The 22,720-nt window shown below is 57.6% G+C and carries 14 protein-coding genes; 7 read left to right on the forward strand and 7 right to left on the reverse strand.

Features of this window, described 5'->3' with window-relative positions; translation table 11 throughout:
• Nucleotides 1–63: 63 nt before the first annotated feature.
• The 4 genes from E4S61_RS15455 to E4S61_RS15470 all read left to right on the forward strand — a co-directional run bounded on the left by E4S61_RS15455 (nt 64) and on the right by E4S61_RS15470 (nt 5,624).
• Nucleotides 64–3,186, forward strand: a complete 3,123-nt coding sequence (locus E4S61_RS15455) for a hypothetical protein (protein WP_167768530.1) — start codon at nt 64–66, stop codon at nt 3,184–3,186.
• Nucleotides 3,187–3,347: 161 nt separating this feature from the next.
• Nucleotides 3,348–4,115, forward strand: a complete 768-nt coding sequence (locus E4S61_RS15460) for a hypothetical protein (protein ID WP_135304861.1) — start codon at nt 3,348–3,350, stop codon at nt 4,113–4,115.
• A 632-nt stretch (nt 4,116–4,747) separates the two neighbouring features.
• Complete coding sequence (locus E4S61_RS15465; protein ID WP_135304862.1) at nt 4,748–5,008, forward strand: hypothetical protein; 261 nt, start codon at nt 4,748–4,750, stop codon at nt 5,006–5,008.
• Nucleotides 5,009–5,264: 256 nt separating this feature from the next.
• Nucleotides 5,265–5,624, forward strand: a complete 360-nt coding sequence (locus E4S61_RS15470; RefSeq protein WP_135304863.1) for a hypothetical protein — start codon at nt 5,265–5,267, stop codon at nt 5,622–5,624.
• A gap of 141 nt (nt 5,625–5,765) precedes the next feature.
• On the opposite strand, the gene E4S61_RS15475 is transcribed toward E4S61_RS15470, so the two are convergent.
• Nucleotides 5,766–6,881, reverse strand: a complete 1,116-nt coding sequence (locus E4S61_RS15475; RefSeq protein WP_135304864.1) for a PDDEXK family nuclease — start codon at nt 6,879–6,881, stop codon at nt 5,766–5,768.
• Nucleotides 6,882–7,658: 777 nt separating this feature from the next.
• On the opposite strand from E4S61_RS15475, the gene dptF reads away from it, so the two are divergent.
• From dptF to E4S61_RS15490, 3 genes are read left to right on the forward strand one after another with little or no spacing between them, the layout of a single operon-like run.
• Nucleotides 7,659–9,359, forward strand: coding sequence for a DNA phosphorothioation-dependent restriction protein DptF (dptF, locus tag E4S61_RS15480; RefSeq protein ID WP_167768531.1), 1,701 nt, complete (start codon nt 7,659–7,661; stop codon nt 9,357–9,359).
• Entirely contained in the window at nt 9,356–10,759 is a 1,404-nt protein-coding gene (gene dptG / locus E4S61_RS15485; protein ID WP_135304866.1) for a DNA phosphorothioation-dependent restriction protein DptG, read from the forward strand. Before dptF ends, dptG begins: the two co-directional genes overlap by 4 nt.
• Nucleotides 10,743–16,418 carry an FtsK/SpoIIIE domain-containing protein gene (locus E4S61_RS15490; protein ID WP_135304867.1) on the forward strand — a complete coding sequence of 1,892 codons (5,676 nt, stop codon included), beginning with the start codon at nt 10,743–10,745 and terminating at the stop codon, nt 16,416–16,418. Before dptG ends, E4S61_RS15490 begins: the two co-directional genes overlap by 17 nt.
• A gap of 804 nt (nt 16,419–17,222) precedes the next feature.
• Here the strand turns inward: E4S61_RS15490 and E4S61_RS15495 are convergent.
• The 6 genes from E4S61_RS15495 to merB all read right to left on the reverse strand — a co-directional run bounded on the left by E4S61_RS15495 (nt 17,223) and on the right by merB (nt 22,661).
• Nucleotides 17,223–18,452: a V-type ATP synthase subunit I gene (locus tag E4S61_RS15495; protein WP_135304868.1), complete on the reverse strand. Its 1,230-nt coding sequence runs from the start codon at nt 18,450–18,452 to the stop codon at nt 17,223–17,225.
• A 369-nt stretch (nt 18,453–18,821) separates the two neighbouring features.
• Nucleotides 18,822–20,057 (reverse strand): RNA-guided endonuclease InsQ/TnpB family protein, encoded by a 1,236-nt coding sequence (locus tag E4S61_RS15500; RefSeq protein ID WP_135304869.1) that lies wholly within the window; start codon nt 20,055–20,057, stop codon nt 18,822–18,824.
• Nucleotides 20,054–20,443 carry an IS200/IS605 family transposase gene (tnpA, locus tag E4S61_RS15505; RefSeq protein ID WP_135304870.1) on the reverse strand — a complete coding sequence of 130 codons (390 nt, stop codon included), beginning with the start codon at nt 20,441–20,443 and terminating at the stop codon, nt 20,054–20,056. Before tnpA ends, E4S61_RS15500 begins: the two co-directional genes overlap by 4 nt.
• 146 nt (nt 20,444–20,589) lie before the next feature.
• Nucleotides 20,590–21,222, reverse strand: a complete 633-nt coding sequence (locus E4S61_RS15510) for a helix-turn-helix domain-containing protein (RefSeq protein ID WP_135304871.1) — start codon at nt 21,220–21,222, stop codon at nt 20,590–20,592.
• A 79-nt stretch (nt 21,223–21,301) separates the two neighbouring features.
• Entirely contained in the window at nt 21,302–21,994 is a 693-nt protein-coding gene (locus tag E4S61_RS15515; protein ID WP_135304872.1) for a class I SAM-dependent methyltransferase, read from the reverse strand.
• A complete protein-coding gene (merB, locus tag E4S61_RS15520) occupies nt 21,987–22,661 on the reverse strand; it encodes an organomercurial lyase (protein ID WP_135304873.1) in 675 nt (224 codons plus the stop codon). The genes E4S61_RS15515 and merB overlap by 8 nt, the downstream gene beginning before the upstream one ends.
• Nucleotides 22,662–22,720 lie beyond the last annotated feature (59 nt).

The following is a 22,720-nucleotide window of genomic DNA, read 5'->3' on the forward strand; positions in this document are numbered from 1 at the left end:
CTCGATGCCATCGCGTCGGACATCGACGGAGACAGCGAGAACTCAACTCTGGAAACGACGTTGGTGTTCGACAAACGCGACGACGCAGTCGACACGCTCGTAGTCCGACCCGGGACACCATTCTTCAACTCGGTGCTCGATCTTGCCCGAGAAGGTAACTCGGTCGCTCACATTAGGCTCGGCGCAGAAGAGCTCCAACTACACAAGCCGCCGCTCCTCGAAGTCACAGACCTGGAGATTCCGTCGGTTACGTTCGAGCCGACCACGGCTGACGTCGCACTCGCGTTCCACTTTCACGTTCGGATCGAAAGTGTCCGGTCGTACCACCGCGAGCGGTTCGAGACGATAACGTTGGATCTCGAGAACAGCGCTCGTCGCCCACGACTCACAGAGCGGTTTGTCTCGCACTTTGAGGCCTTGAGTACTGGTATACGCGAGGCCAACTCGGTAAGCATTGACGACGGCACTGTCGCACGCTTATACGACTCCGCAGTAGATGTTCTCCAGGAACGCGTCGACGAAGACGTCGAAGAACTTCATGCAGAGGCGGCGAATGCGGCCGGCGAACGAGAGCAGGAGATCCGCGAGCTCTATGAGCAACGACGCCAGGAATTGGACGAAGAACTCCGCCAGAAGCGTCAGGAGGGCGTGAATACTAACGAACTCCGGTCACTCGAAAAAGAGGTCGACGAAGAGAAGGAGCGTCTCGATCAGGAAGAAAAAGAGCAGGTCACACAGCTGAACGCTCAACATGGAGTCGAAGTGGATGTCGTCTCAGCCGGAATAACCGTTATAACGTACGATTCCGGCGACCTCAGTATCTCGGTCAAAGACGAGGACCGGACTGGTACACTCCGTGTTGGATACACACCAGCGACTGACGAATTTGAGCAGTTCGAGTGTCCCGACTGCGGTGGCGAGTTCGATACCGAACGCCCACCGGTCGTGTGTGACGACAGCCACGTGGTCTGCTCGTCTTGCCGGAGAGAGTGTACGGGTTGTGGGACGCTACTATGTGGTGCTGAGGACGATACTCCAATCGACTGTGCATACTGTGGAACCGTCGAGTGTCGAGAGTGTCAGTCGACATGTGGTGAGTGTGGGCGTGTCGTCTGTTCGGCACATCATAAGGAATGTACGGACAATGGTGAGCCAACTTGTACACTCTGTGGCGAGCAGTGTGCGACATGCGATGATTTTCACTGCGACGACCGCCTCCTTGTCTGTACGACCGACGACGATCACCACTGTCTTGAGCACATTGCTGATTGTGACTACTGCGGCGAATCGACGTGTCACAATCACCTCACAGCCTGTGCCGTCTGTGGCGGTGGGTTCTGCCCTACTGATCGTGTGGCGGCCACGGCGCTCGATGGGTCACTCTGTCCCGATCACTCCGAATACTGCCCGTACTGTGACGGCTACCACACTACGTCTGCGATGCAAACATGCGACTTCTGTGGATCGTATGTCTGTGCAGAACACGCAGGAACGTGTTCGATCGACGGTGCGGACGTCTGTACAACTCATCTCCAGACATGTGCTACCTGTGACGAACGGGTCTGTTCTGAGCACCTGTCTGAGTGTGCCTACTGTGACGAAAGACACTGCGAGGAACATACAGTCACTTGCGACGCGTGTGACGATGTCGTCGGTTCCGAACACGCCGAGACGTGCACGGCCTGTGGTGACGTCGTCTGCCCCTTTCATCATCACGAATGTGAGGATTGTGGCGATACGTTCTGTACAAAGCATACGGCACCCTGTACGGACTGTAGCGATCAGTTCTGTTATGACGATCTCATAAACTGTACGGAGTGTCACAGCTGGACGTGCGCCGACCACCTCTCGGAGTGTGGTGTCTGTGAGGGCGGGTTCTGTGAGACACATACCGCCTCCTGTTCCGAGTGTGGAGCGTCTCGATGTCCTGCTCATGCTGTCGCGTGTGATCACTGTAAGGACGCCTACTGTGACGAACACGTCGTCGAGTGCGACGCCTGCGGAAGCCCAACGTGTGCAGCACACCTCACCACCGTCGACGAGTGTGGTGAGAAACTCTGCCCAGATCACTCCGACACGTGTCCGGTCTGTGAGACTGCGGTGTGTGTCGAACACGACGAGACATGTACTCACTGTGGTGAGCACGCCTGTGTCGAGCACACGGTGGCGTGTTCGTCCTGTGACGACGTGGTCTGTAAGTCACACGCAACGACGTGTACCGAATGCGATGAGACAGTCTGCGTCTCACATACCAGTACCTGTACGCAAAGTGGTGACAGCGTCTGTGAGGATCACGCCGAAACCTGTATCGAGTGCGACGAGACGTTCTCGATTGCCCATACAGTCGCCTGTACGGAATGTGGCACTCCCATCTGTGAGACACACGCGACAAAGTGCGGACACTGTGGTGACGTCATTTGTCCCGAAGATACTGTCGACTGTGCGGAATGTGGCGACGATCTCTGTCGAGAACACCGTATCGATTGCCATGAGTGTGACCAGGCGTTCTGTCCAACCCACGTCGTCGAGTGCGCCGGGTGTGACGGGGCCGTCTGTCGAGACGACACCGAGACGTGTGCCAAGTGTACCGAGACAGTCGGAGTGTCACATACGACGTCGTGTGTCCAGTGTGAGGACACGCTCTGTAGTGAAGATACTGAGCATTGTTCGCTGTGCGGCGACCCCCTCTGTACCGAACACACAGGGCATTGTGCGGTCGACGGCGCTCCACACTGTCGAAACCACCTCACACCGTGTGCTCGCTGTGAGGATAAAGCGGAGACAGATGCAGACGGACGCTGTCCATCCCACCTCGTTACGTGTGCCGAAGGAGGAGAAGCACTCTGTATCGACCATGGCCGAGAGGACCCCATTACCGGCAATACCGTCTGTGCCGACCACAGCAAGTCATGTGACTACTGCCGACAGGAGTACGACCCCACAGCACTTGCCGAAGGACGGTGTCGGACTTGTCGTGATCTCGACGACAACGGAGCTCTCCCCGACGTAATCAGCGAGGAGTTCCGGTCGGCGAGCGTTGGCATGAACGACGCGTATGTCATCGTCCGAGGATACCACGGCTTCCTCAGGTCCAACGAACTCGTCGTCCTCGATCGAACTACCGACGCAGAGATCGACAGGCGAAAACTGGGTGGACTGGAACGTCTCCAGCGGGGGTCCAAATGAGCGGCGCCGACCTTCCGCAGTGGTACACTCGCGGCAACGTCACGAAAACGATCCGTACCGCCGGCCGCACCTCCGACGTAGCGACCCGAGATCTCGTGGACCTTCTCGTCGACGAAGAGCTCGATGCTCCCCGAGAGCGAATTCGTACACTCGTCGAATCAGTGCGTGAACGACCGATTAGTCAGAGCGACACGCCGACGTGTGATGTCGGCGAGCTGCGACCACTCGAATCCCGATTCGTAGACACCACCGATGCTGCGTACCTTGGCCGTCATGATCTAGCTCTCGTCCTCGGGGTAGTGCTCTCCCAATACGATGGCAGCTTCCAAACCCTCATCGATGAAGACCACGTCGCAGTTGACCTCTTTTGGAACCGCCAGCACACGACAATCGCACTCCGAACAATTGGACGTCCCCCCAGAACCCCCGTCACTGAAAAGGAGGTACAGGAAGTCGTCAACGGAGAGATATCCAGACCGGGAGGACGAGCACCTTCGACCGTTGGGATCGTCTCTACAGCGGGGTTCACCGAACGGGGCCGAGACCTCGCCGAAGAGAACGACATCGAGTTGTACGGCTCCGCTCATCTGGATCGGTGGTTCGAGGACGCTCATCTCACAGAGGACATTCTCGGAAGACTCCTCGAAAAGACCGAAGAAGGCACAGAAGATATCGCGTCTGTCGTCGCCGACCTTCCGGAACTCCCCGAGCAGATCCGTACTAAGGATCCACTCGGAACGGTTGGAACGACCGAATGGACCAGCGAAGGTGAGGTCCCTGACCCGCCGGAGTCTCCCGTCTTCGCCCCGACCCCCAATTCAGAATCCGGAACCCGAGAGAAGGGTATACTCTACGCAGACCCTGACGACGACGGCGACTACCAGTGCTTCGAACAGTTCATAGACAAACTCAGCGGAGAAGACGAATGACGCTCACGTTCCAAGAAGAATCCACGAAAGTCCCGATCGATCAGACCCGTTCTGTCAACCTCTCATCAATGCAACCTTGGCCCTCCGCATACCGGGGATCTAGATATAGTCTCGTCACCCACGAGGAGTTCAACGAGCACGTCGTGCTGAAGTGGGAACACCGAGACCTCTCGATTTTTGCGACCGCTCCGAAGGGGTTGAGTTCTACGATGACACGTGCGGGCAAAAAGGAAGGAAAGGGTAGTTTCCGTGTTACCGCTCGTGGCGAAGTCATTACGAAAATCCCCGCAGAACGGTACGAGAATCTCGATCAAGCGCCAGTCTCCGAAGGTTGGATTCCCGTCTATCTCGGCACACTTTCGGGTGTGATCGACTTCGGGACCGTCGATACGAATCCCGACGTACCGAGTGGCCAGGCCTCAGTTTGGAGAGGTCTCCCGTTCAAACACGGTGAACGATGGTCAGTGAGCCATGAAGGACAGCTCGTCTGGAACTGGCGCGACTTTCAATTCGAGTCTGCGTTCGATCACTCCGAACTGGTTGCGAAGTATGCGGAGTACAGACCGAGCCCTGGACGACTATACGTTACTGAACACGGACACATCTGGGTGAATGTCCCTCACAACGATGTGATGCCGGAGAAGCGAGACGAGGTTCGTGAGGCGATCACGTCGTGGAAACGTGACGCTGAATCGTGCGGTGACTCGACGACACTTCGACTCGTCAACCGGCGGTTAGTCGCGACGAGTAACTCGGATGACCCCGCTGACGGTTATCTCCCAATCCACCTTGGGACGCTTCGCGACTTCGACGATGGCGTCGTCCCACGCCCGATCGTTGACGACGAGTCGTATTATATCCATGTCGGCCAGTCTGAAACCGTCTGGGGGTAAGGTAAATGAGCGAGGCTGAGTATCGTAATACTCGAAGATCTCTCGTTAGCTCAGGCCACCGGGTTGGGATTCTTGGATAGTTCGCGATTCGGAGGCCTAACGGATAAGATAGTGGCTGGCGGTCTTTGTTCCGGAATAGCCTGGAAAAGGCCAACTCAAGTCTCTGGCGGCACCCCGCCAGTAACGGTCACTCTTAGACTACGAAACAGTACCAGTCCCGCAAAACTATTTCACAGATGACATTCGAGTCAGAGGCATGAAGGAATCCGCCGTTGAGGATGGCGTTGAAGTAACGCACCCAAAGTACGGCCGTGGTGTCGTCACAGAGTATCGCCCCAACTTCGGAGCCGAGCCTGACGATATCGTAGTGGACTTTCACGCACTCGATGACTGTCGAACGCTTCCAGTATACGCTGTCGAGGCAGCCCAGAAAGTAACAACGGCAAACGTTGAACCGGGCCGATTCGGGTTTACTGCCGTGGTTGACGATGGGGTTGGGACACTCATCGTCCAGCCTGATGGGACCGGCGATGGGTACGCTATTGAATTACTGATCGATGGTGAGTCAATTGATCAAACGACTGTGTCGCGAGTGGATGGAACGGCTTCTCAGTAAGTTGCTCGTGTATGCTATCAGGACAACGTGGATCGCGGCTGATTAGTTAACGAGGACTAAGATCGATAAAAACATATTATAGATCGGTTTGTAGATCTCTCACAACGGACTATTGCAAGTATCTTGGCACGCTGCGAGAGATTATCTTGAGGTGAGCACTTGATGCCCCAATGTAACTAGTTCAGCGTACCGCTCGGCGACCCGATGGATGAATTCAGCCTGTCGCAGATCTTCGACACTATCAATTTCCCAGGTATCAACCACGATCCGCATCGACTTTCGAGAACTCACGGCGAAGCCATGATGTTCGAATGTCTCACGAGACTCCCTGAGCAGATCGGCGTCTGCAGCACTACTCCCAGCGGCATCGATCGCGACCTTGATTTCGTGATCATCATACGGGTTTACCCGCAACGCATACCGGACCGAGTCTGGATGACCGTCGGCTCGTGTCTCGAGATACGGATAGTTGGTTGCGAGATTGCCAAGCACTGGATCGATACTCTCGACCGAGAGTAGATCCCGAATTTCGGGAAATGCTCTGGTGAACACGTTTGTAGTGAACACCCGATCACCGGGTTTGGATTGAGCGGCTGTTTGCGACCGGGACTCATCGTAGTCAACGATAGTGACCGCACCAAAGCCGGTTGCACCGGACGGGAACTGAAAGCGTTGCACTTCGACACATTGTATGTTTAGCCCTCGGTCCCGAAGCCACCGTGTCGAGTCACGGGTTTGCTGAGTGATCGATTCTGCGACGATAACAAGCCGCTGTGATTGGTTCAGTTCCCACGGATCCTGATCAACATCAAAGAACTCGTTGAACGCAGACAGAAGTGATTCGTTGTCGGCGACAGCGTTCTGTACTGCCCACGATCCACTCCGATATTCGGTGTAGATATCGTTGAATTCGTTGTAATCATACTGGTCAAGCGCCTGCGCATACAGTTGCGGCTGGCTGATGATACTACCTTCAGAGGCCGATTCAGAACCTGATTCACCACATTTTATTTCTACTACGACGATATTCCCGTATTGGTCGAGTCCTACCAAGTCTGGGATGCCTGTCGACAAACTTGGCTGCCGGGCGAATAGCAGCAGGGACTCATCAAGTATCGCTTCCGGAGCCGCATTTAACCACTCTTCTAACTTGGCTTCGCCTTCACCACTCGCATCACCAGCTGGAACAATTGGTTTGTATTCAGCTGCAGTTGTTGCCCGGTCAGCAGCGACATCATCGAACTGGTGGATTCGCATTACGAGGTAAACTATCGCTCTTGTGATGAATCATCGGTATACGGTCTCATGTTAGTTCGTCCTCGCCGCTTTCAGGCTAATCCTTATGAGACTGAAGCGTATCTTGTATCTGTATACAGATGGCCACTATCGTCAGCCCTCTAGTAGTAATCCGATTAAGCTGGCCAGAGACGTCCACCTGAGTCTCCGAGGATAGGTCGTCAATATCCTGCAGCTGAAGCTTTGCTGTCGTACGTTTGGTCCGAATCGGCAGAAGCCGACCGATTATTTCTCGGCCCTCCCTGACCTGTGTCCGGATCCTCTCTGTATTGAGCGAGTCTCCAGTCTCGACGTGAGACGGTCCAGTTCGTATCCGAATCCAGTTGTGCACAACAGTGGAAAGCCGGACGTCAATACTGTCATCCTCGTCAGCACACAGACACAATACAAGCTGTTATACAGGTCCTAAGATTACTCTGTAAGGTTGAATTAGTAAGACCGAACTGGCAATAATTTCACGAAATATGTTCTCCGTTTGGATACTCTCACTGCGAAGATTGGAGGAAAGCAGCCATCTGACACTCTACTGTGCTTTGTTCGGTGAAATTCCACGACTGGTGACAATCAGGATAGCCAGGACTGCAATTCAGGACGAAAAGATCATATGAAATCAATCAAAAGATTGAGGTCATCAATGCAGTGGATTCAACAGATGCATGGAGGAACATGAGCCGGTCAGTTGCTCGTGCGACATCGACGGCAGATAGGACACTTTTCGACTTGCTCCGCTCCTGTCAAATGGGGGAGGCAGGCGCCATCGTCGGTGGACACATCGACCGGAACGAGCTCAGACAGGATCTCTACGTACCAACGCGCGAAGACGAAACGCTCACTGACTTCTTCGTCGATGAGTATACAGAAGACGGGCGTCTGCTGGTCATCACTGGCAGCGCCGGTGATGGCAAGAGCGCGTTGCTCTCAAGAGCCTACAAACAGGCCCAGGCAGAGGGCCATCCGCTCGACGAGTCGCACATCTGCATGGACGCGACGGCGTCCGATTCGAAGCACGAGACGTACGACGCGGCCCTGAAGCGGTTCCTCGACCGTGCCGAGGAGCGGCGTGCGTCGGGGCGTGGCTCCCGGTCTGGGATCGCCATCAACCTCGGCCTGGCAATCGATTTCTTCGATCGGCAGGGGCATGCCGAGGAGTTTCCGGAGATCTGGGCCGGGATCGATCAGGTTCGTACTGAGCGTGAGTACACAGATCCGGAGGCCAATATCGAGGTCCTGAATCTCGGGCACCGAAAACTGTACGAGACAGCACCCGGCCACCTTGGTGAGGGTCTCCTGGAGAGTATCGTCGAAAAATTCGCGTTCGAGGACCCACAGAGTCCGTTCCACGATGCGTTCAGACGAGAGCAAGACCGCTGTCCTAACCCCAAGGACTGCCCGCTACACTTCAACGCGGCGCAGTTTGCGAAGCCCATCGTCAGAGAGCAAATCACCAGACTGATCGCCGCCAGTGGGATCATCGAGACCGCGTATCTGAACCCGCGGTCAATCCTGGACAAGATCTCTTCGATGATCCTGCCACCGTCGCTACAGCGAGTCGATGAGGCCGGTGACTGTCCAGTCGGTGCGGCTATCGACCCAAAGAGGGTCTCACCGGAGGTGCTGCTGTGGAATAGCGTGTTCGATACCCTCGGTTCCAGCGGTGAAGAGAACGCTGGGTACATCGATCCCGCAGCGCACTCAAGTGTCAGTCTCGATCAGGAGCTCCTGGGGTGGGGAGCGGATCGCGATCGGCTCCGGGAGTTGCTCGGTGAGACTCCGCTCATAGAGACTGCCGACGTGGCGACGAAGATTCGGACGGCATTACGCCGTGTCTACCTCCTTGACGAATCGGTCGTGAGCGGCAGCATCCAGACGAAACTCGAAACCGATACATTCCAGGAGTTCATTGGGGCTCTGACCTATCTGAACCAAAGTGACACTGATGAGAGTGAGACGAGCGTCTCGTCGAGTCACTCGACGGAGGTACTCGACACCGTGATAACCTCACTTCAGGGGTGGAGCGGGTCAACCAATGAGAGCGACTACATAGAGTTCGTCGACGGCGTGAAGTCGACGGACTATCGGTTCCTCTCGAAGTGGACCCAGCCCACGCCCGACCAGGACGAATCGGTCCGACAGACTACCGAAGAGACAACCCCCGGCCAGATGTGGATCGTCCTCAAACCGGAAGGGACCGATGTCACCGTCCCGGTGCCGGTGACGTTCGAGCTCTATCAGCTGATGGGTCAGATCGGAATGGGGTACAACCCGAATGCGCTGGACATGGAGCGGTCGGAGGGGATGCGCCTGATCCAGTCCCGCTTGTCGGAGTTCACGAACAAACACGAACTCGTCCGCGTAGTCAACAAGCTCGACGAGGAGCTGTTCCGGGTTCGGGAGGCCGGGTTCGATGACATCGAGATCGTCTCGGGTGATCACCGATGAGCGATGCCGAGAAAAGCCTGGGCCGGCGCATCAGTCGGGTCATCGACGATGGCTTCTTCCCGACCTCCCCAGCTGCGACACTCCGAGAGGCGATCTTCTCCGAGATACTCGCTGGCGTCCTCGGGTCCTCACCGACGACCAACGAGATGGACGAGATCCAAGCGACCTTCGAGGCCCACGATGCGGTCAGCGACGAGGTCGCAGACCAGGCCTGGGATGTCTTCGAAGCAACGTACACGACCACCGGCGCGCGCGGTGCTCGCGGGAAGAAGGCAAAGCGCTACGTCATCCCGTTCCATCCGACGATCGCGGAGCACATTCAGCCCCACGAGACCCGGAACTGGGGCCAATGGTATCGGATGCTGATGACAGCTGGAGACCCGCCAAAGTTCAACAGGGACCTACATGAGGACTTTGTCTCCCGCCTGGAGGGGCTCGAGCCCTCGAACCTTTTCGAAGAGGTGTTCGTCGACGTCGCCGCGAAGATCGAGACTGATGACATCGGAGAACCGGCAACCGAACCGTTGCGGCCGTACATCAACGACTGTGCAGAGGCGTTTCAGGACGATCTCCGCCGGTGGCTACAGGACGAGTACGACTCACCATCGAACTGGCTGGGGTCGACGAAGGACCTGTTTTGCTTTTATTTCATGATGTACTACGTCCAGCTGGCGCTGAATCTGGAGCGGGAATTCTCGGCGCTGGCTGACGATGCACAGGAGTACACGCCCGGCACTCTTCCCGTTCACTTCGGCATGTGGGACGAGAAGGCGTCAAAAGACCGCCAGTTCTCCCAAGAGTGGTACGAGCGGGATCAGCGGGGCATTCAGGGCCACATTTACGACTCTTGGGGACGCCTCTCTGTGCTTAACGTGATCGCCGAGGTGGCCGACGAGCAGACAGGGCACGATTTGGCGGCACTCACACTTTCGGAGGCGATGAGGCTTCCAGACGAGACTCGCCAGAAGTGCATCGAGAAGCTTCGGGGGTACGTGGACGACCCTGAGCGGATCAACACACTGCCCGAGGCAGCGCAGGCTATGACACGGACGGTCCGGAGCTACTACGAAGGGAAAAAGAAGTCGAATCAGACCCCGATATCGATGGGCGTTAACGTCGTTCGCCAGCTCGGTGACGGCGGTGAGCGTAAGTATTGGCGGACACAGCGGAAAGTCGGTCCGACGTTCCGACTGAATCGCGGTGCGTTGCGGTTCTTTGCCAGGTTATTCGCCATGGATGAAAACGACACACATTACGACGAGTTCGTGAGCTATCTCGAACGCCGTGGGATCTATCTCGACTCCCAGAGCGACAACAGAGCCCTCGAAGAGCTGGATGAGATGGGAATGATCGACCGTCAGAGCGACAGTGGAGGTGCTGTCTATGTCCGGTCTCTTTGAACAGGAACTTGCGAACCACACCAAGCAATATCTGGAGGCAAACCCACCGCGAGGTGGCCAGATTCTACTTGCCGAGTTCCACAGCGGTGAACTTGCGGATTCCTACGCCGCTGGGCTGGTCGACACACTCACCGGTGACCGCGAGGCTGCCGTCGCCAATCCCGGTTCCGGTGATCTGGATGCCTTGCCGACCTACGAGACGGCCGATGGCGTTCCGGTGGACATCATCCGAGTGGTCCCGGAGATCGACGATCGCTCGACGGCAGCCCCATATCAGGTCACTCAAGGGTTCGCGACGCGGATGCGAAACGAAATTTCGGCCTCTGTCGAGACAGAGACGCCCCGCTCGATGATCATGGTGCTGGAGACCGACACCAGTCTGGACACGCTGGAGGCGTCCGAGGAGCTCTTCGGTGACGACGCCCCGATCAACTTGGAGTCGTTCCGCGACAGTGTCCTCGATCCGTCGACATGTGACAGTCCGCAGGGGCGGGCGCTGCTCCGTGGCCTGCTCACCTCGTTGCGTGAGGAGGCCGGCTACACAGAGGACGTCGAAGTCCTCGAGACACTCTGTAAGATTCGGGCGAAGGTTGACCAGAAGGACGCACTAGCGCTCCAGGACCTGATCAGCGAACTGCCGCAGTTCATACGTGAAGACCAAGCACTGGGCGAGGACTGGTTCGACCAGCAGCAGGACGAGGAGACGCTGCAGGAGATGATCGAGGAGTCCCTTGAGGACAACCGGGATCACGCCAAACAACTGCAGCGGGCCCACAGAGCCGGAACGGATACGGAAAGTCGACTCTCCTCTGAGTACAAGCAGTCGTTCGTTGATCAGGTGCTCGACTCACACGACTGGTCCGAGATCGGCCACTCCGAGGCGCGCAAGGGCACGAAGAAGGGTGGCGTGATTCGCTTCGACTCACTGTCTGTCGATGCGACCGATCATCGCCTGTACGAGCCGATCGACACGGACTGGATCGAGCGGTCCATACTCGCCAGAACTGATGACGGTGAAGTGCGACTCAGCGCCGAGTTCGTCAACGACATCAAGGACACGCCGCGTGAGTTTCGGGGGCCGGATGGCGACGAGGTCGGTCGGGTGTCCAAGCGCAACGAGATCGTCACTGCGACGATCGAGGATCTGCCCGACGACCGACCCTGGTTCGGCGAACTGTTGTTCTGGGTCGGCAAGAAGACCAAACGTGGGAAGCCAACTCACGTATTCAAACTCGCCGTCGTTCCGGACTGGTTCTTCACGGCCACTCAGAGCGTCTCGCTCGATGTGGATATGGAGTCCGAGGCGTTCATCTCGAATGGCGATGACAAGATCTCACTTCAGGCTCTCGAGGACCTCCGATTCAAGTCGGAACCCAAAGAGGTTGATCTCCGTGAAGACAATACAATCACGTTCGATTCACCGCTGACGATCGACCCGAACCCCCCGGATGTGGTCGAGCGAGTGACGTGTCAGATCGCACCGCTGGAGGGCGTGCCGATCCGGATCGACTTCTTGACCGAAGTCTCGACAGCAGACCCCGAGGCGGTCACGTTCCCGCTGATGCTCGCAGCGATCGTCGAGCCCGACCGCTGGGCAGCCAAGGATCTCACGCTCCCGGATGCGATGGACATCGACACCGATCGGGGTGAGATCTACACGGCGGCAGACAACGGCATCCGACTGGAGGACGAGGCGCTCGAACTCATCCAGATCGAGGAGCAGATCATCGACGATCGCACGTTGCTGCCACGCCTAATCGAGGGCGACGAGGTCGATTTCGGCGACCCGACGGGCGACGACTCGAATATCCCCGACGCGCTGCAGCAGGCATATGACGACCTCTTTACCCACCTCGAGGACCGCGGCCGAACGCCGTCGACCGACTCGTGGGACAACCCGACGAAGACACGCGTCGAGGCTGTCGTCAATGCGTATGTCGAGGCCATCGATGCCATCGACTCACAGAAGGTGTTCGGCCCGTACGAGCCCCTGCGGGACGTCTGCACCATCAAGTCGGAGACGACCGAGAAGGTGTGGCTGACGCCGTTCCATCCACTTCTGCTCGCCTACGGCCTGCGGATTGCAACCTGGCGGGACTCGGAACTGCTCCCTGGGGGGACGAACGCGGGCTTCCGACGCGACCAGTTCATCTCGAAGTTCAACGCCAACGGGCTGCACCCATACCGGACGATTGACCGCTCGAAGGAGAGTCTCCTGCGGGGGTTACCCTACGCCGACAACCCGCTGTGGACGGTCTACTCGCCGATCGAGTCACCCGGGTCGATCACTCCGCGTTACATGGAGCGGGTCGTCCGGGACAAGCTGTACACGTTTGTCCAGGCGTTCCCGACGCTCTTCGAGCTTCACCCTGGCCGGAACATCGAACTCAATTTGATCCACATGGGCGATCTCCGCCCGGTCGTCAAGGGTCTCTACGAGTTCTACAGGAAGATCGAGAAGACGGACGTACATCCACCGCGGATCCTCCTTCGCATCTACGGGGACGACTCCGAGGGGGAGGCCCTAGAGCGGTTCTTCACGGAGAGCGCCGAATCGCGGCTCCGGCAGAACCTCGAGAAGAAGAACGACGAGCTCGTGGATCGGCTGCGCTCACACGTGACCTACGTGCGCGCTGGTGAGTACATGGGCAACCAGCACGAGGCCCACCTGACGTTTTTCCGGGGGCTGCTCGATGAGAACCCAGGCGTCATCGACATCGGTGAGCTTCCCTCGGGGATGTTGAACGGGGCGCTGTTTCCCCGGGAGTCGATCGACGTCGAATCGACTGGAAAGGACACGGTTTACACTGTCGGCTTCAGCTGTGACGACTCGGAGACGGGGCTGATCTACGACGTCGCCAAACGGACGAACGCCTTGGAGGCCGGCAAGTGGAACAACTCCTACCACCCCCACCAGACGGTGAAGAAGAACATCGAGTCGAAACAGGGGACCGATCTCACGGGTCTCTGGGATGATTCCCTATGGGTCGTCCACGTCCAGCCGAACGTCGGCATCGACTTCTACGTCCGTTCGGACGCCGAACTTCAGTCGGCCGACGGCCGGGTGATGATCCACTACAGCGACCAGTACGACTCCTCGTCACCCGACTACGACGTCATTACGTCGACGAACAAGCGCACGCCGTATCTCACAGCCCTCACCCGGGCGCTGGACGATGCGAACTTGGGGAACCTGCTGGACCCAGAGACAGTGCTCTCGCTGCTGGTCGCGATCGATGGGGAACTAGCGCTCGATCTCCAGCAGGCAGAAGAGACCGAGGTCGTCGAGACCATCGGGTTTGTCGGTGGTCTAGCGCTGAGTCAGCGCCTGCTGGACAGATCGGCCCCTGACCACATCTGGGTCCCACTCAGTCTGAACGAACTCTCCAGGCATGACCGGTCGTACAAGGGATCCAACGAGGGGCTTCTCCAGTACGACGGCACAGGGAAGGCCAGCGACGATCTCTGTTTCGTCGGCATTCCACGCGATCCAGAGCGGACTGCGCTGAAGCTCTGGCTGGTCGAGACCAAAGGCGGTGGGTCCCACATTTCGACTGGTCGCGAGCAGATTCAGGGGGCACTCGACAATCTTACGGACATCTTCCAGCCTGACGACCAGCACGCCGACGATGCGATCCTGCACGGTGAGTTCGGGAAGGTCGTCCTCGACGTCGCCCGCAGGATGGCCAGCTACAACGTGATTGAATCCGAGACGCTCGAGACCATCGAGACCCGCCGTCGCTCGTTCCTGGAGGGCGATTTCTCGGTCCACTTCCTCGAGGATTCCAAGGGTCATATCGGCGAAGTGATCCGGGTTAGGGAGGACGCACCCTACTCCAAGATCAAATCGAAAGACGGTGTCCGCTCCATCGAGACCCCCATCAAGGCGCTTCGGCTGCTCGACGAGACTGACATCGGGGGCGTCCTGCCCGACCTCGACCTAGAGGAGCTGTCCTTTGAGTTGGACGACGTCGAATCAATAGGCGCTGATCGGACTGAGCCGCCGGTAACCGGAATCGAAACGGCTGCTGACGCAGCTGAGACAGCTGGCACAGCGGATCCCACTGCGGATACCGAGCCTGAGGCAAGGATGACCGACGAACTGACGCTCGGCGACGATGCTGAGCAAACGACCGATGACGTGGGGGCTGTCGAGGATCCCGAAACCGAGCTCGCCGAGAATGGCGATACGTCTGTGACTGACGACGACGCCGATACGGCTGGCACGAGTGCCACTCAATCCGACGTGGAAGCTGATATGGATTCAACCGAGGTAGCCGATACTGATGAAGCAGTGGCCGCAGATGCCAGTTCTGATGGTGCCACCAAGCCAAAAGCCAACGAGGGAGAGACGGCTTCCGATGGCGATTCGGCGGATGGGTCTAGAACAGAGACTGCCACAGTTTCAGACTCCCCCGACGACGAACAGGGCGATCAGGGGGCTTCGAATGCTGTCGAGGCGGCTGAGTTAGCCGGCGACGCCACGTCGCCCGAGTCCGAGGCAGACGGAATCAATGAACGGCTCACGGCAGTCACGCGAAACTTGGCCGAGAGCCCTGAGCCCACCACCGACATCAACAAGGGTGAACTCGCCTCGAACATCCACGATGGCTTCGAGTCGCTGGGCGTCGACGTGCACCCGCCAAACCCCTCTAACATCTCGATCGGCCCCCGGAAGATCGGCGTCGACGTGCTGCCCAAGGAGGGCCAGAAGATCGAGGGTGTCCTGAACAATCTCGATTCACTCAGTGTCCACATCCAGGCTCATGGGAGCATCGTCGGCAAACCTAACCCGTCGAAAGGGGCTGTCCGGCTCGAGATTCCCCACGATAACCCCCAAGACATCTATCTCCGCGAGGGTTTCGAGACACTGGGCCAAGAGTTGGTCGAGCCATTGACGATCCCCCTGGGTGTCGACACGGAACGGCAGCACCACGCGCTGACGCTGCCCGACGAGCGCCACGCACTCATCGCCGGGGCGACCGGCTCCGGGAAGTCGAACTTCCTGAGTGCGGTGATCTGCAGCCTTGTGGCGACCCACACGCCCGACGAGGTGTCCCTGAGTCTCCTCGACCCGAAGGGCGTCGACTTCGGCCGGTTTGCTTCGGTGCCACACGTCCAAACGTACGAGGACACGCCGAACGCCTGTGCTCAGCGACTCCTGCAGCTCGTCAACGAGCGGCTCCCGGAGCGCAAGGAGGTGCTTCGGTCTGCAGGTGTTCCGTCCGTCGCCGAGCTGAACGAGAATGCCGACCTGCTCGACGAGGATCCGCTACCCTACCATGTCGTGGTCGTGGACGAGTATGCGGACCTCAAGATGTCTGTCGAGGACGAGGACGCATTCGAGGACGCCGTGACGCGGCTGGCACAGGTCGGCCGCGCGCTGGGCTTCATCATCCTCCTAGCGACGCAGCGGCCCTCGGCCGACATCGTCTCCGGGAAGATCAAGGCCAACTTCCCCTGTCGCATCAGCTTCCGGCTGCCTTCGAACACGGACTCACGCGTGATCCTCGATCAGCCCGGGGCTGAGGACCTCGAGGGTGCTGGCGACATGATCACTAAGACGCAGGCAGGTGATGAGTATCACCTGCAGGGGTATCGGTTGACTTTGCCCGACGCGTCAGCGATCATCGACTGGGCAGTTGATCATGACATCTAATTGCACTGAGTTTGCTGGATAGAGACGCCTAGTTATTGTAGAATTTTACTGTGTCACATCGATCGCAGTAGACCTGTCACTCGAATACTGGCGGTTCGATAGTTTCGGAATTGACATTGGCCGACTGATGATCATTTGAATTGAGTTTCGATTTGACAGTCAAAGTCCCTAACTGAGACCTATTACTGAGCGAGGGTTTCAATAAAGCCATATACTCGAACCATCCACCCCAAGGGCAAGCGACTGATAGAGACTGACGCTGATAATGAGCGCACGATCACAGTCACCGACTAACAGGTGCTCGATATCAGCATAGCGGAGGCAGCCAACAATAGGAGGCCACATTTCGGAGTGTCTTCAACTTAGATGACTCCGTCATCGGTACGGTGTACGACCGCAACGAGAAAACCCGTGCCACTTCCGACTACGCCGAACCGATAGCATCATCTTGCATATTATGCAATCTCTTGCGTAATGTGCCAAAAGATTGCGGCGCTCGTGAACGGATCCTGCTGGATTGTGGGTCAAATGTTGATGTGTTTTCTTGCATGACGCTGCCTCTCTTCTTGCGCACTCGCCGCCATAGCGGTAGAACGTCTCAACGCGGGTGACGTGAAGTTTGTATGTGTCGTGACGACCGATATCGATGCTGGCGAGGGGATTATCTCCGCGCTCTCAAACAACGGATTCGACAGTCGTGTCCAGTTCAAAAATTGCTTGGAGTTAATCGAGGAGAGTACCTGAGGCAGGGTACTGCGAGAGGCCACCTGAGAAATCCTCTTGTGTTCGGTATGGAGTTGTAACCTAGTCCTCAGCGCCAGTCTTGCTAAGCTCGGCAGTGATGTGATTAAGCTGGGTATTGACGTCCGCTTGAATCTCCGAGAGGAGGTCGTCAATATCCTGAGCTGTGCTCTTGATGTCCGTACACTTGGTTCGAACAGTCTGGAACCGATCGATTGTATCTCGGACCTCCGAAACCTGCGTCTGGATAATCTCCGTATCAAGCGAGTCACCAGTGTCGACGTGGGCCTGCACCGTCCGCATCCGAGCCCAGTTGTGCGCAATATTGAGGAGCCGAGCGTCAATGCTGTCATCCTCGTCGGCACTCAAACACACGACGAGCATTTCGTTGTCGAACTCGTGGAGATAGCCAACTTTGTCCGGTACGTAGCTCTCACATTCACTGACGAAGATGCCATAGTCAGCATCACGGTTCTCGATCGCTTCCGCCAACTCCTCCTTGATCTTCGGTTGTGTGTAATTCTGCTCGCTTTTGGCCTCGATGACGATCCGCTGGTCCGTATCACCTAATGTGAAGACGAAGTCCCCAATCTGCCGGCCGGAGAGCGCTCCCTCTGTCTCACCCGTATACTCGACCATATTGTTCGTCCCGTAGGCAAGGTCGTCCAGCAGTGCTTCGAGATCCTCCTCGAAATCTTCTCCCTTGAGCGGCGTCTGCTGTCGCATCTCTTCTGCAGCATCCTCTCGCTCTAGCTTCTCTTGGAGCTCCCGGATCTCATCGCGAAGCTCGCTACGCACCTCTTCTCTGAGAAACTCCTTTAGCCGGTTGATCGGCGTCCCATCTCGGTCGGGGTCAAGTGCCTCTTGGAATCGTTGGCCATCCTCACCGAGCTCGTCATCAAGTCGCTGTACAAACTCTCCATCTTCACCAAGTGCGTCATCAAGGTGGCGCTGTAACTTTCCCTCGTCACCAAGATGTGTCTCGAGGAGCGTTGCGACTTGTCCATCGTCGCCAAAATTGTCTTCTAGTTCTTCTCGAACCTCGTCGATCTCTTCGTTGAACGCCTCCTCCATCTCCGCGAACTCGCGTTTGACGAACTCGACTTCTTTGGACGTGTCCGCAAGTTCAAGCGTCGTAGCACCGACTCGCAACGCGCGTGTAATCTCCCGTTCGCGATCATGTTCCTCGAACTGCGAGAGATATTCCGCGAGGTCGGAATCGTGAATCGTCAGTTCTTGAACTTCAACTCGATCTGTAGCCGTATCGACTTGAATGCTATTTGTAGTTGCCACATCTACATGACGATTAGCTGCTAATAAATAGTTACTTATCTACCACTTAGTGCATGGTGGTTCAAGTCTCACGTCGGTTGTCCCTCAAGAAGGGCCGTCGAGAATCTCATCCTTTTCAAAATACGGACATCATCAGGAACCCGCTTCCTCGATTAAATCTAAACTCTCTCTCCAGCCCAACTGCCTAATTTACATTCATTCATATGTGGCATATTGTTGATATCTAGCCATCATGCGGTTTGAAGAAAGAGCGCGAATCGTAGACTATAGTTAGAGTCCGTAAGAACCGCAACAACATTGACCTCCTCCCGCGCCTGAAGACGCGGGAATCCCACCGCGGGATTTCAGGCCGAGCGTGGCCCTCTGGTTTCAAGACGCATACGTCCCAAGCGTCTCTTGCTTGGTAGCATCGGCTTGGGTGTCTTGCGGGGCGGTCAAACGCCCCCCATCCTCAGCCGAGTCATCGCCATCCGTGTATTCTCTTGAATGGCTCTCTCCGCTGCGGTAGCGGTCTGCGATGTTTATCGCGCCGTTTACGTCCGCTTGGTACTCCTTCATCCAGCAACCGTCGTTCGTACACTTGAATGTCGCCTGTCGCGGGCGATACCCCACTTCACCGCACGCGTGGCACTCCTTCGACGTGTTGCGCGGGTTCACCGTCTCGACGGGGATACCTTTCTCGACGGCCTTGTAGCGTATCTGTGCGTGGAGTTTGGCGAATCCCCAGCCGTGGAGACGCCGGTTCATGTACTCGCCGTAGTCCATCGACTCCCGTATGTACGTCAGGTCTTCCAGAACGAGAACCGGGTTCTCGACCGACTCGGCGTACTCCACGACCTCGCGGGTGACGGTGTGGAGTATGTCGTCTATCTGGTTCCACACGTCGTCCCCGAAGGACTCCGTGATACGCTCGCTTCCACGCATCTGGAGTCGGCGCGTGGCGGTGAAGTAGGTCTTGCGGAGCCGACGAACGGTCTTACCCTCGTCGGCCCACAGTTCGGGCGCGGTCGGAGAACCGTGGTCGTCGCGGTGACACACCGTGACGAGTGACGCTTCCCCGATGTCCACTCCGATAGGCGTCCGATCTTCGGCGGACACCTCGGAGCGTTCCGCTACGTCGCGGGTGGCGGTGACGTGAAGATACCACGTCCCCTCGTGCTCGAATAGCCGACTCTCGCCCATCGTGGCGTCTCCCACGTTCAATGCTTCCAACCAGTCCCGTTGTTCGGGATTCGATTTGGCGGGCATCCAGAGATGGTAGTCTTCGTGGTGCGGGATTTTGACGTACCACTCGATGGCATTCTCAGGCTTGTGGTCAAGCTGTGGCCCTTCGTTAGTGAACCGAACAGGATGATCCTCAGAAAGCTCGTCCGCGTTGTACGTCGTCGTAAGTTGCGGGACGTACTGCTTGAGCGCGTTCTTCGCGTACCCGCTTAGGTCGTAGTTGATCACTACGTCGTTCGCTTCGGTCTGCGTGGTACATCGGGCGTCGAAGGCGTCTTGGAGGGCGTGCTGGTACGCCTCTCGCGTCTCACGAAGTTTCCGCCGCTTGTGGACGTTCGGCTCTACCAGTTTCAGTTCCAGCGTCTTGGTGAGTTCCGTCATGAGTCGCCCTCCTTGTGCTGTTGAATGTAGTTCTCGACTGTCTCACTCGAAACATGCCCGGCGGTCCCTGCATAGTAGCCTCGTGCCCATCCGATTTTCTCACTGTCGTGGTCGGCGTATCGGTGGTTGTACTTGCGCGAGGAGATGCCCTTGAACCAGTTGGCGAGTAGTGCCGGTTCGTTCTTCGGCGGGCTACTAACGAACAGGTGAACATGGTCGGGCTGGACAGTGAGGTCGAGAATCTCGACGCCTTTGTCGTCGGCTATTTCGTGGAGGATGGTTCGCACACGGTCGGCAACCTCGCCTTCGAGTACCGATTGGCGGTATTTCGGCAGCCACACTATGTGGTAATTGAGGTTGTAAGTGGCGTGCCGTGTGGTCTTCATCTGTGCTGTACACTATTGGCTACGGAATGTTAATACTGGTGGTGAATCGGTGGGAAATCCAGTAATAGCGGAACCCGGAGGTTGTTGTACTATGCCTATCGCTTGACCTCCGCCTGAAGACGGAGGTATGCGCTATCAGTCTGTATTCAGAAAATCTGCGTCAGAAGGTTCCGTTCGGCCCGCTGTAGATGTTCGTTGACAGTCGAGGACTCAAGGCCCAATTTGATAGCGATCTCCTCTGCCGAGACGTCTTTTGGAACCTCGTAGAACCCCATTTCCCACGCCGTCTCGATGACTTCCCGCTGGCGACTGGTCAGGCTGTCGAGGAGCCCAGCAGAGCCATCGTACTCACCGAGTCGCTGCAGGGCCGGCGAGACACCCGCTTGCTCGTAGTCGTCAAGGTGCCCGGCAATCGCCGCCTGTGGCCCGACAAGCGATAGTGTCGCACTGTGGTCATCGACATCTGGATCACAGGTGCCGACCAACTCCGCAGCTGTCTCTGCGAGACTTGCTGGCAGGTCGGGCGCGGTAAACGAGATCACGTACACGTGAGCGTCATCCCGTGCAGCGACGTGGTTGAGTTGGTCCACGTATTCGAGCCCAGCAAGCGCCGTCTCGTCACACCGCGTCGCAACTTCAATCTGGACAACAGCGCCGTTCCCGCGACAGGCAAGCGCCTCGAATGCGAGGAGCTCCGCCTCGCTAACGATCGCAAAGAGCTCCGCAATCCCCATTGCCGCTAATTCATTGTCGGTAATACTGACCTCTGCCTCTCGCATACCTCCCAATCGAATGAGCAGCAACTACAGCGTTGTGCCCAGTATACTGGGCAGTCATTAAAACGAACCTACACAGTCGTTACCCAGGACAGGCTTCGATCGCGGTAATCATACCGAGGAACGCGGACGACGACTCACTAATCCGTAGCGGCGACGCGGCGACGACAGCGAGTGGCTCCTGATTCCATCGGCAGTTGTGTTTCTCGAAGTGAGCGTCTGCCCGCCAGTCCTGCAACCAGGCGATGGGGCCGACGCTGCTCCGGCCGTGCTCCAACAAGAGAATCCGTCCATCGGGCGCACAAACACGCCCCATTTCCGAAAGCGCCGCTACTGGATCAGGAAACGTACAGGTCGACAGCGAAGAGATGACGGTATCGAAGCTGTCGTCCGGGAAGTCGAGCTCCTGTGCATCCATTTCGTACAGCGTTGTCTCTCGCGGGGTGTCGTCGAGGCGCTGTCGTGCCGCTGTAAGCACAGCCCCACTAATATCGATACCGACGTACTCGGCGTCGTGGCCGAGGTACTGAGCGTTGGTCCCGACACCACAGGCAACATCGAGGACGCGGCCGGTGGCGTCGCCGAACAGCGCACGGCGATAGCGGCCACTGAACGCCCGGTTCAGCCAGTCCATCCGGGCCATCGTCGTGGCCTGCTCACGATAGGTTTCCTTCACATCGGCAATCGTGTGAGGCTGCTGGCCGGCGAGCACAGACGCCCGCTTGGTATCTGCGACCGTCGACGCTTCATCGTCGCCGCCGTCAGTCTTAGCCATCGTCGTCCTCCGGAATCAGTGTCCGAGCGAACACCGCTGCCCCCGAGAGTAGCATCGCCACGGTCACAGCAGGAACGTCGCCAGCCCACGTCTCGTACGCGTCGCGGTCGGGGAAGGCCTTGACGTATGGACAGATAGTAGCGTAGCCGTCCTGCAGCGTCGGGGTACCGCCGGACTGTTCGTGGGCGTCCAGCGCGATGCCAAGCGAGAAGACGGCCGTGTCGGGGGTGACCGATAGTTCCTCGCGCCCCACGGCGTGGACTTCGATGGTCACTCCATCGGGACTGACAGTATGGATGGCAACTGGGTTGTCTTCCAGCGCAGCGAGGATGATCGCGTCGTAGAAACACTGGAAGTGGTACCGCTCGCCGTCCATGACACCCCAATGGGCAGTGTCCTCGTCGGTGTGGCAGAGCTGGGCAACGTCAATGGCCCCACCGCCGGCTTGCCGCCGGATCTGCTCGCTCCAGTCTGCGAGTGTCTCGACCGACTCATCGCCGACAAAGCGGCCAAGCACCGTTCGCAGGTCTTCGGGCAGCTGCTGGTCTAGCGTTGCGTCGCCTAACCAGTGACCGGAGCCACGTGCGGCTTCAGTGTCCTGTTCGGTGCCGCCACAGCATCCGTCGGTGGCGTCACCCGTCGTGGTAGCACTGTTTGTGTTACACATCACAGCTGAACAAACGGGACGCAATGCCCTCGGCCTTGCCCCCAATAATGCGGGCGGGT

The sequence above is a fragment of the Haloarcula amylovorans genome (genome assembly GCF_004681185.1).
Classification (GTDB): domain Archaea; phylum Halobacteriota; class Halobacteria; order Halobacteriales; family Haloarculaceae; genus Haloarcula; species Haloarcula amylovorans.

Coding starts and splice junctions, on each gene's coding strand:
- merB (WP_135304873.1), bottom strand. CDS start 22,661: ATGTGTAACACAAACAGTGCTACCACGACGGGTGACGCCACCGACGGA.
- tnpA (WP_135304870.1), bottom strand. CDS start 20,443: ATGAAGACCACACGGCACGCCACTTACAACCTCAATTACCACATAGTG.
- E4S61_RS15470 (WP_135304863.1), top strand. CDS start 5,265: ATGAAGGAATCCGCCGTTGAGGATGGCGTTGAAGTAACGCACCCAAAG.
- E4S61_RS15490 (WP_135304867.1), top strand. CDS start 10,743: ATGTCCGGTCTCTTTGAACAGGAACTTGCGAACCACACCAAGCAATAT.
- dptG (WP_135304866.1), top strand. CDS start 9,356: ATGAGCGATGCCGAGAAAAGCCTGGGCCGGCGCATCAGTCGGGTCATC.
- dptF (WP_167768531.1), top strand. CDS start 7,659: ATGGGGGAGGCAGGCGCCATCGTCGGTGGACACATCGACCGGAACGAG.
- E4S61_RS15510 (WP_135304871.1), bottom strand. CDS start 21,222: ATGCGAGAGGCAGAGGTCAGTATTACCGACAATGAATTAGCGGCAATG.
- E4S61_RS15515 (WP_135304872.1), bottom strand. CDS start 21,994: ATGGCTAAGACTGACGGCGGCGACGATGAAGCGTCGACGGTCGCAGAT.
- E4S61_RS15465 (WP_135304862.1), top strand. CDS start 4,748: ATGCCGGAGAAGCGAGACGAGGTTCGTGAGGCGATCACGTCGTGGAAA.
- E4S61_RS15475 (WP_135304864.1), bottom strand. CDS start 6,881: ATGCGAATCCACCAGTTCGATGATGTCGCTGCTGACCGGGCAACAACT.
- E4S61_RS15500 (WP_135304869.1), bottom strand. CDS start 20,057: ATGACGGAACTCACCAAGACGCTGGAACTGAAACTGGTAGAGCCGAAC.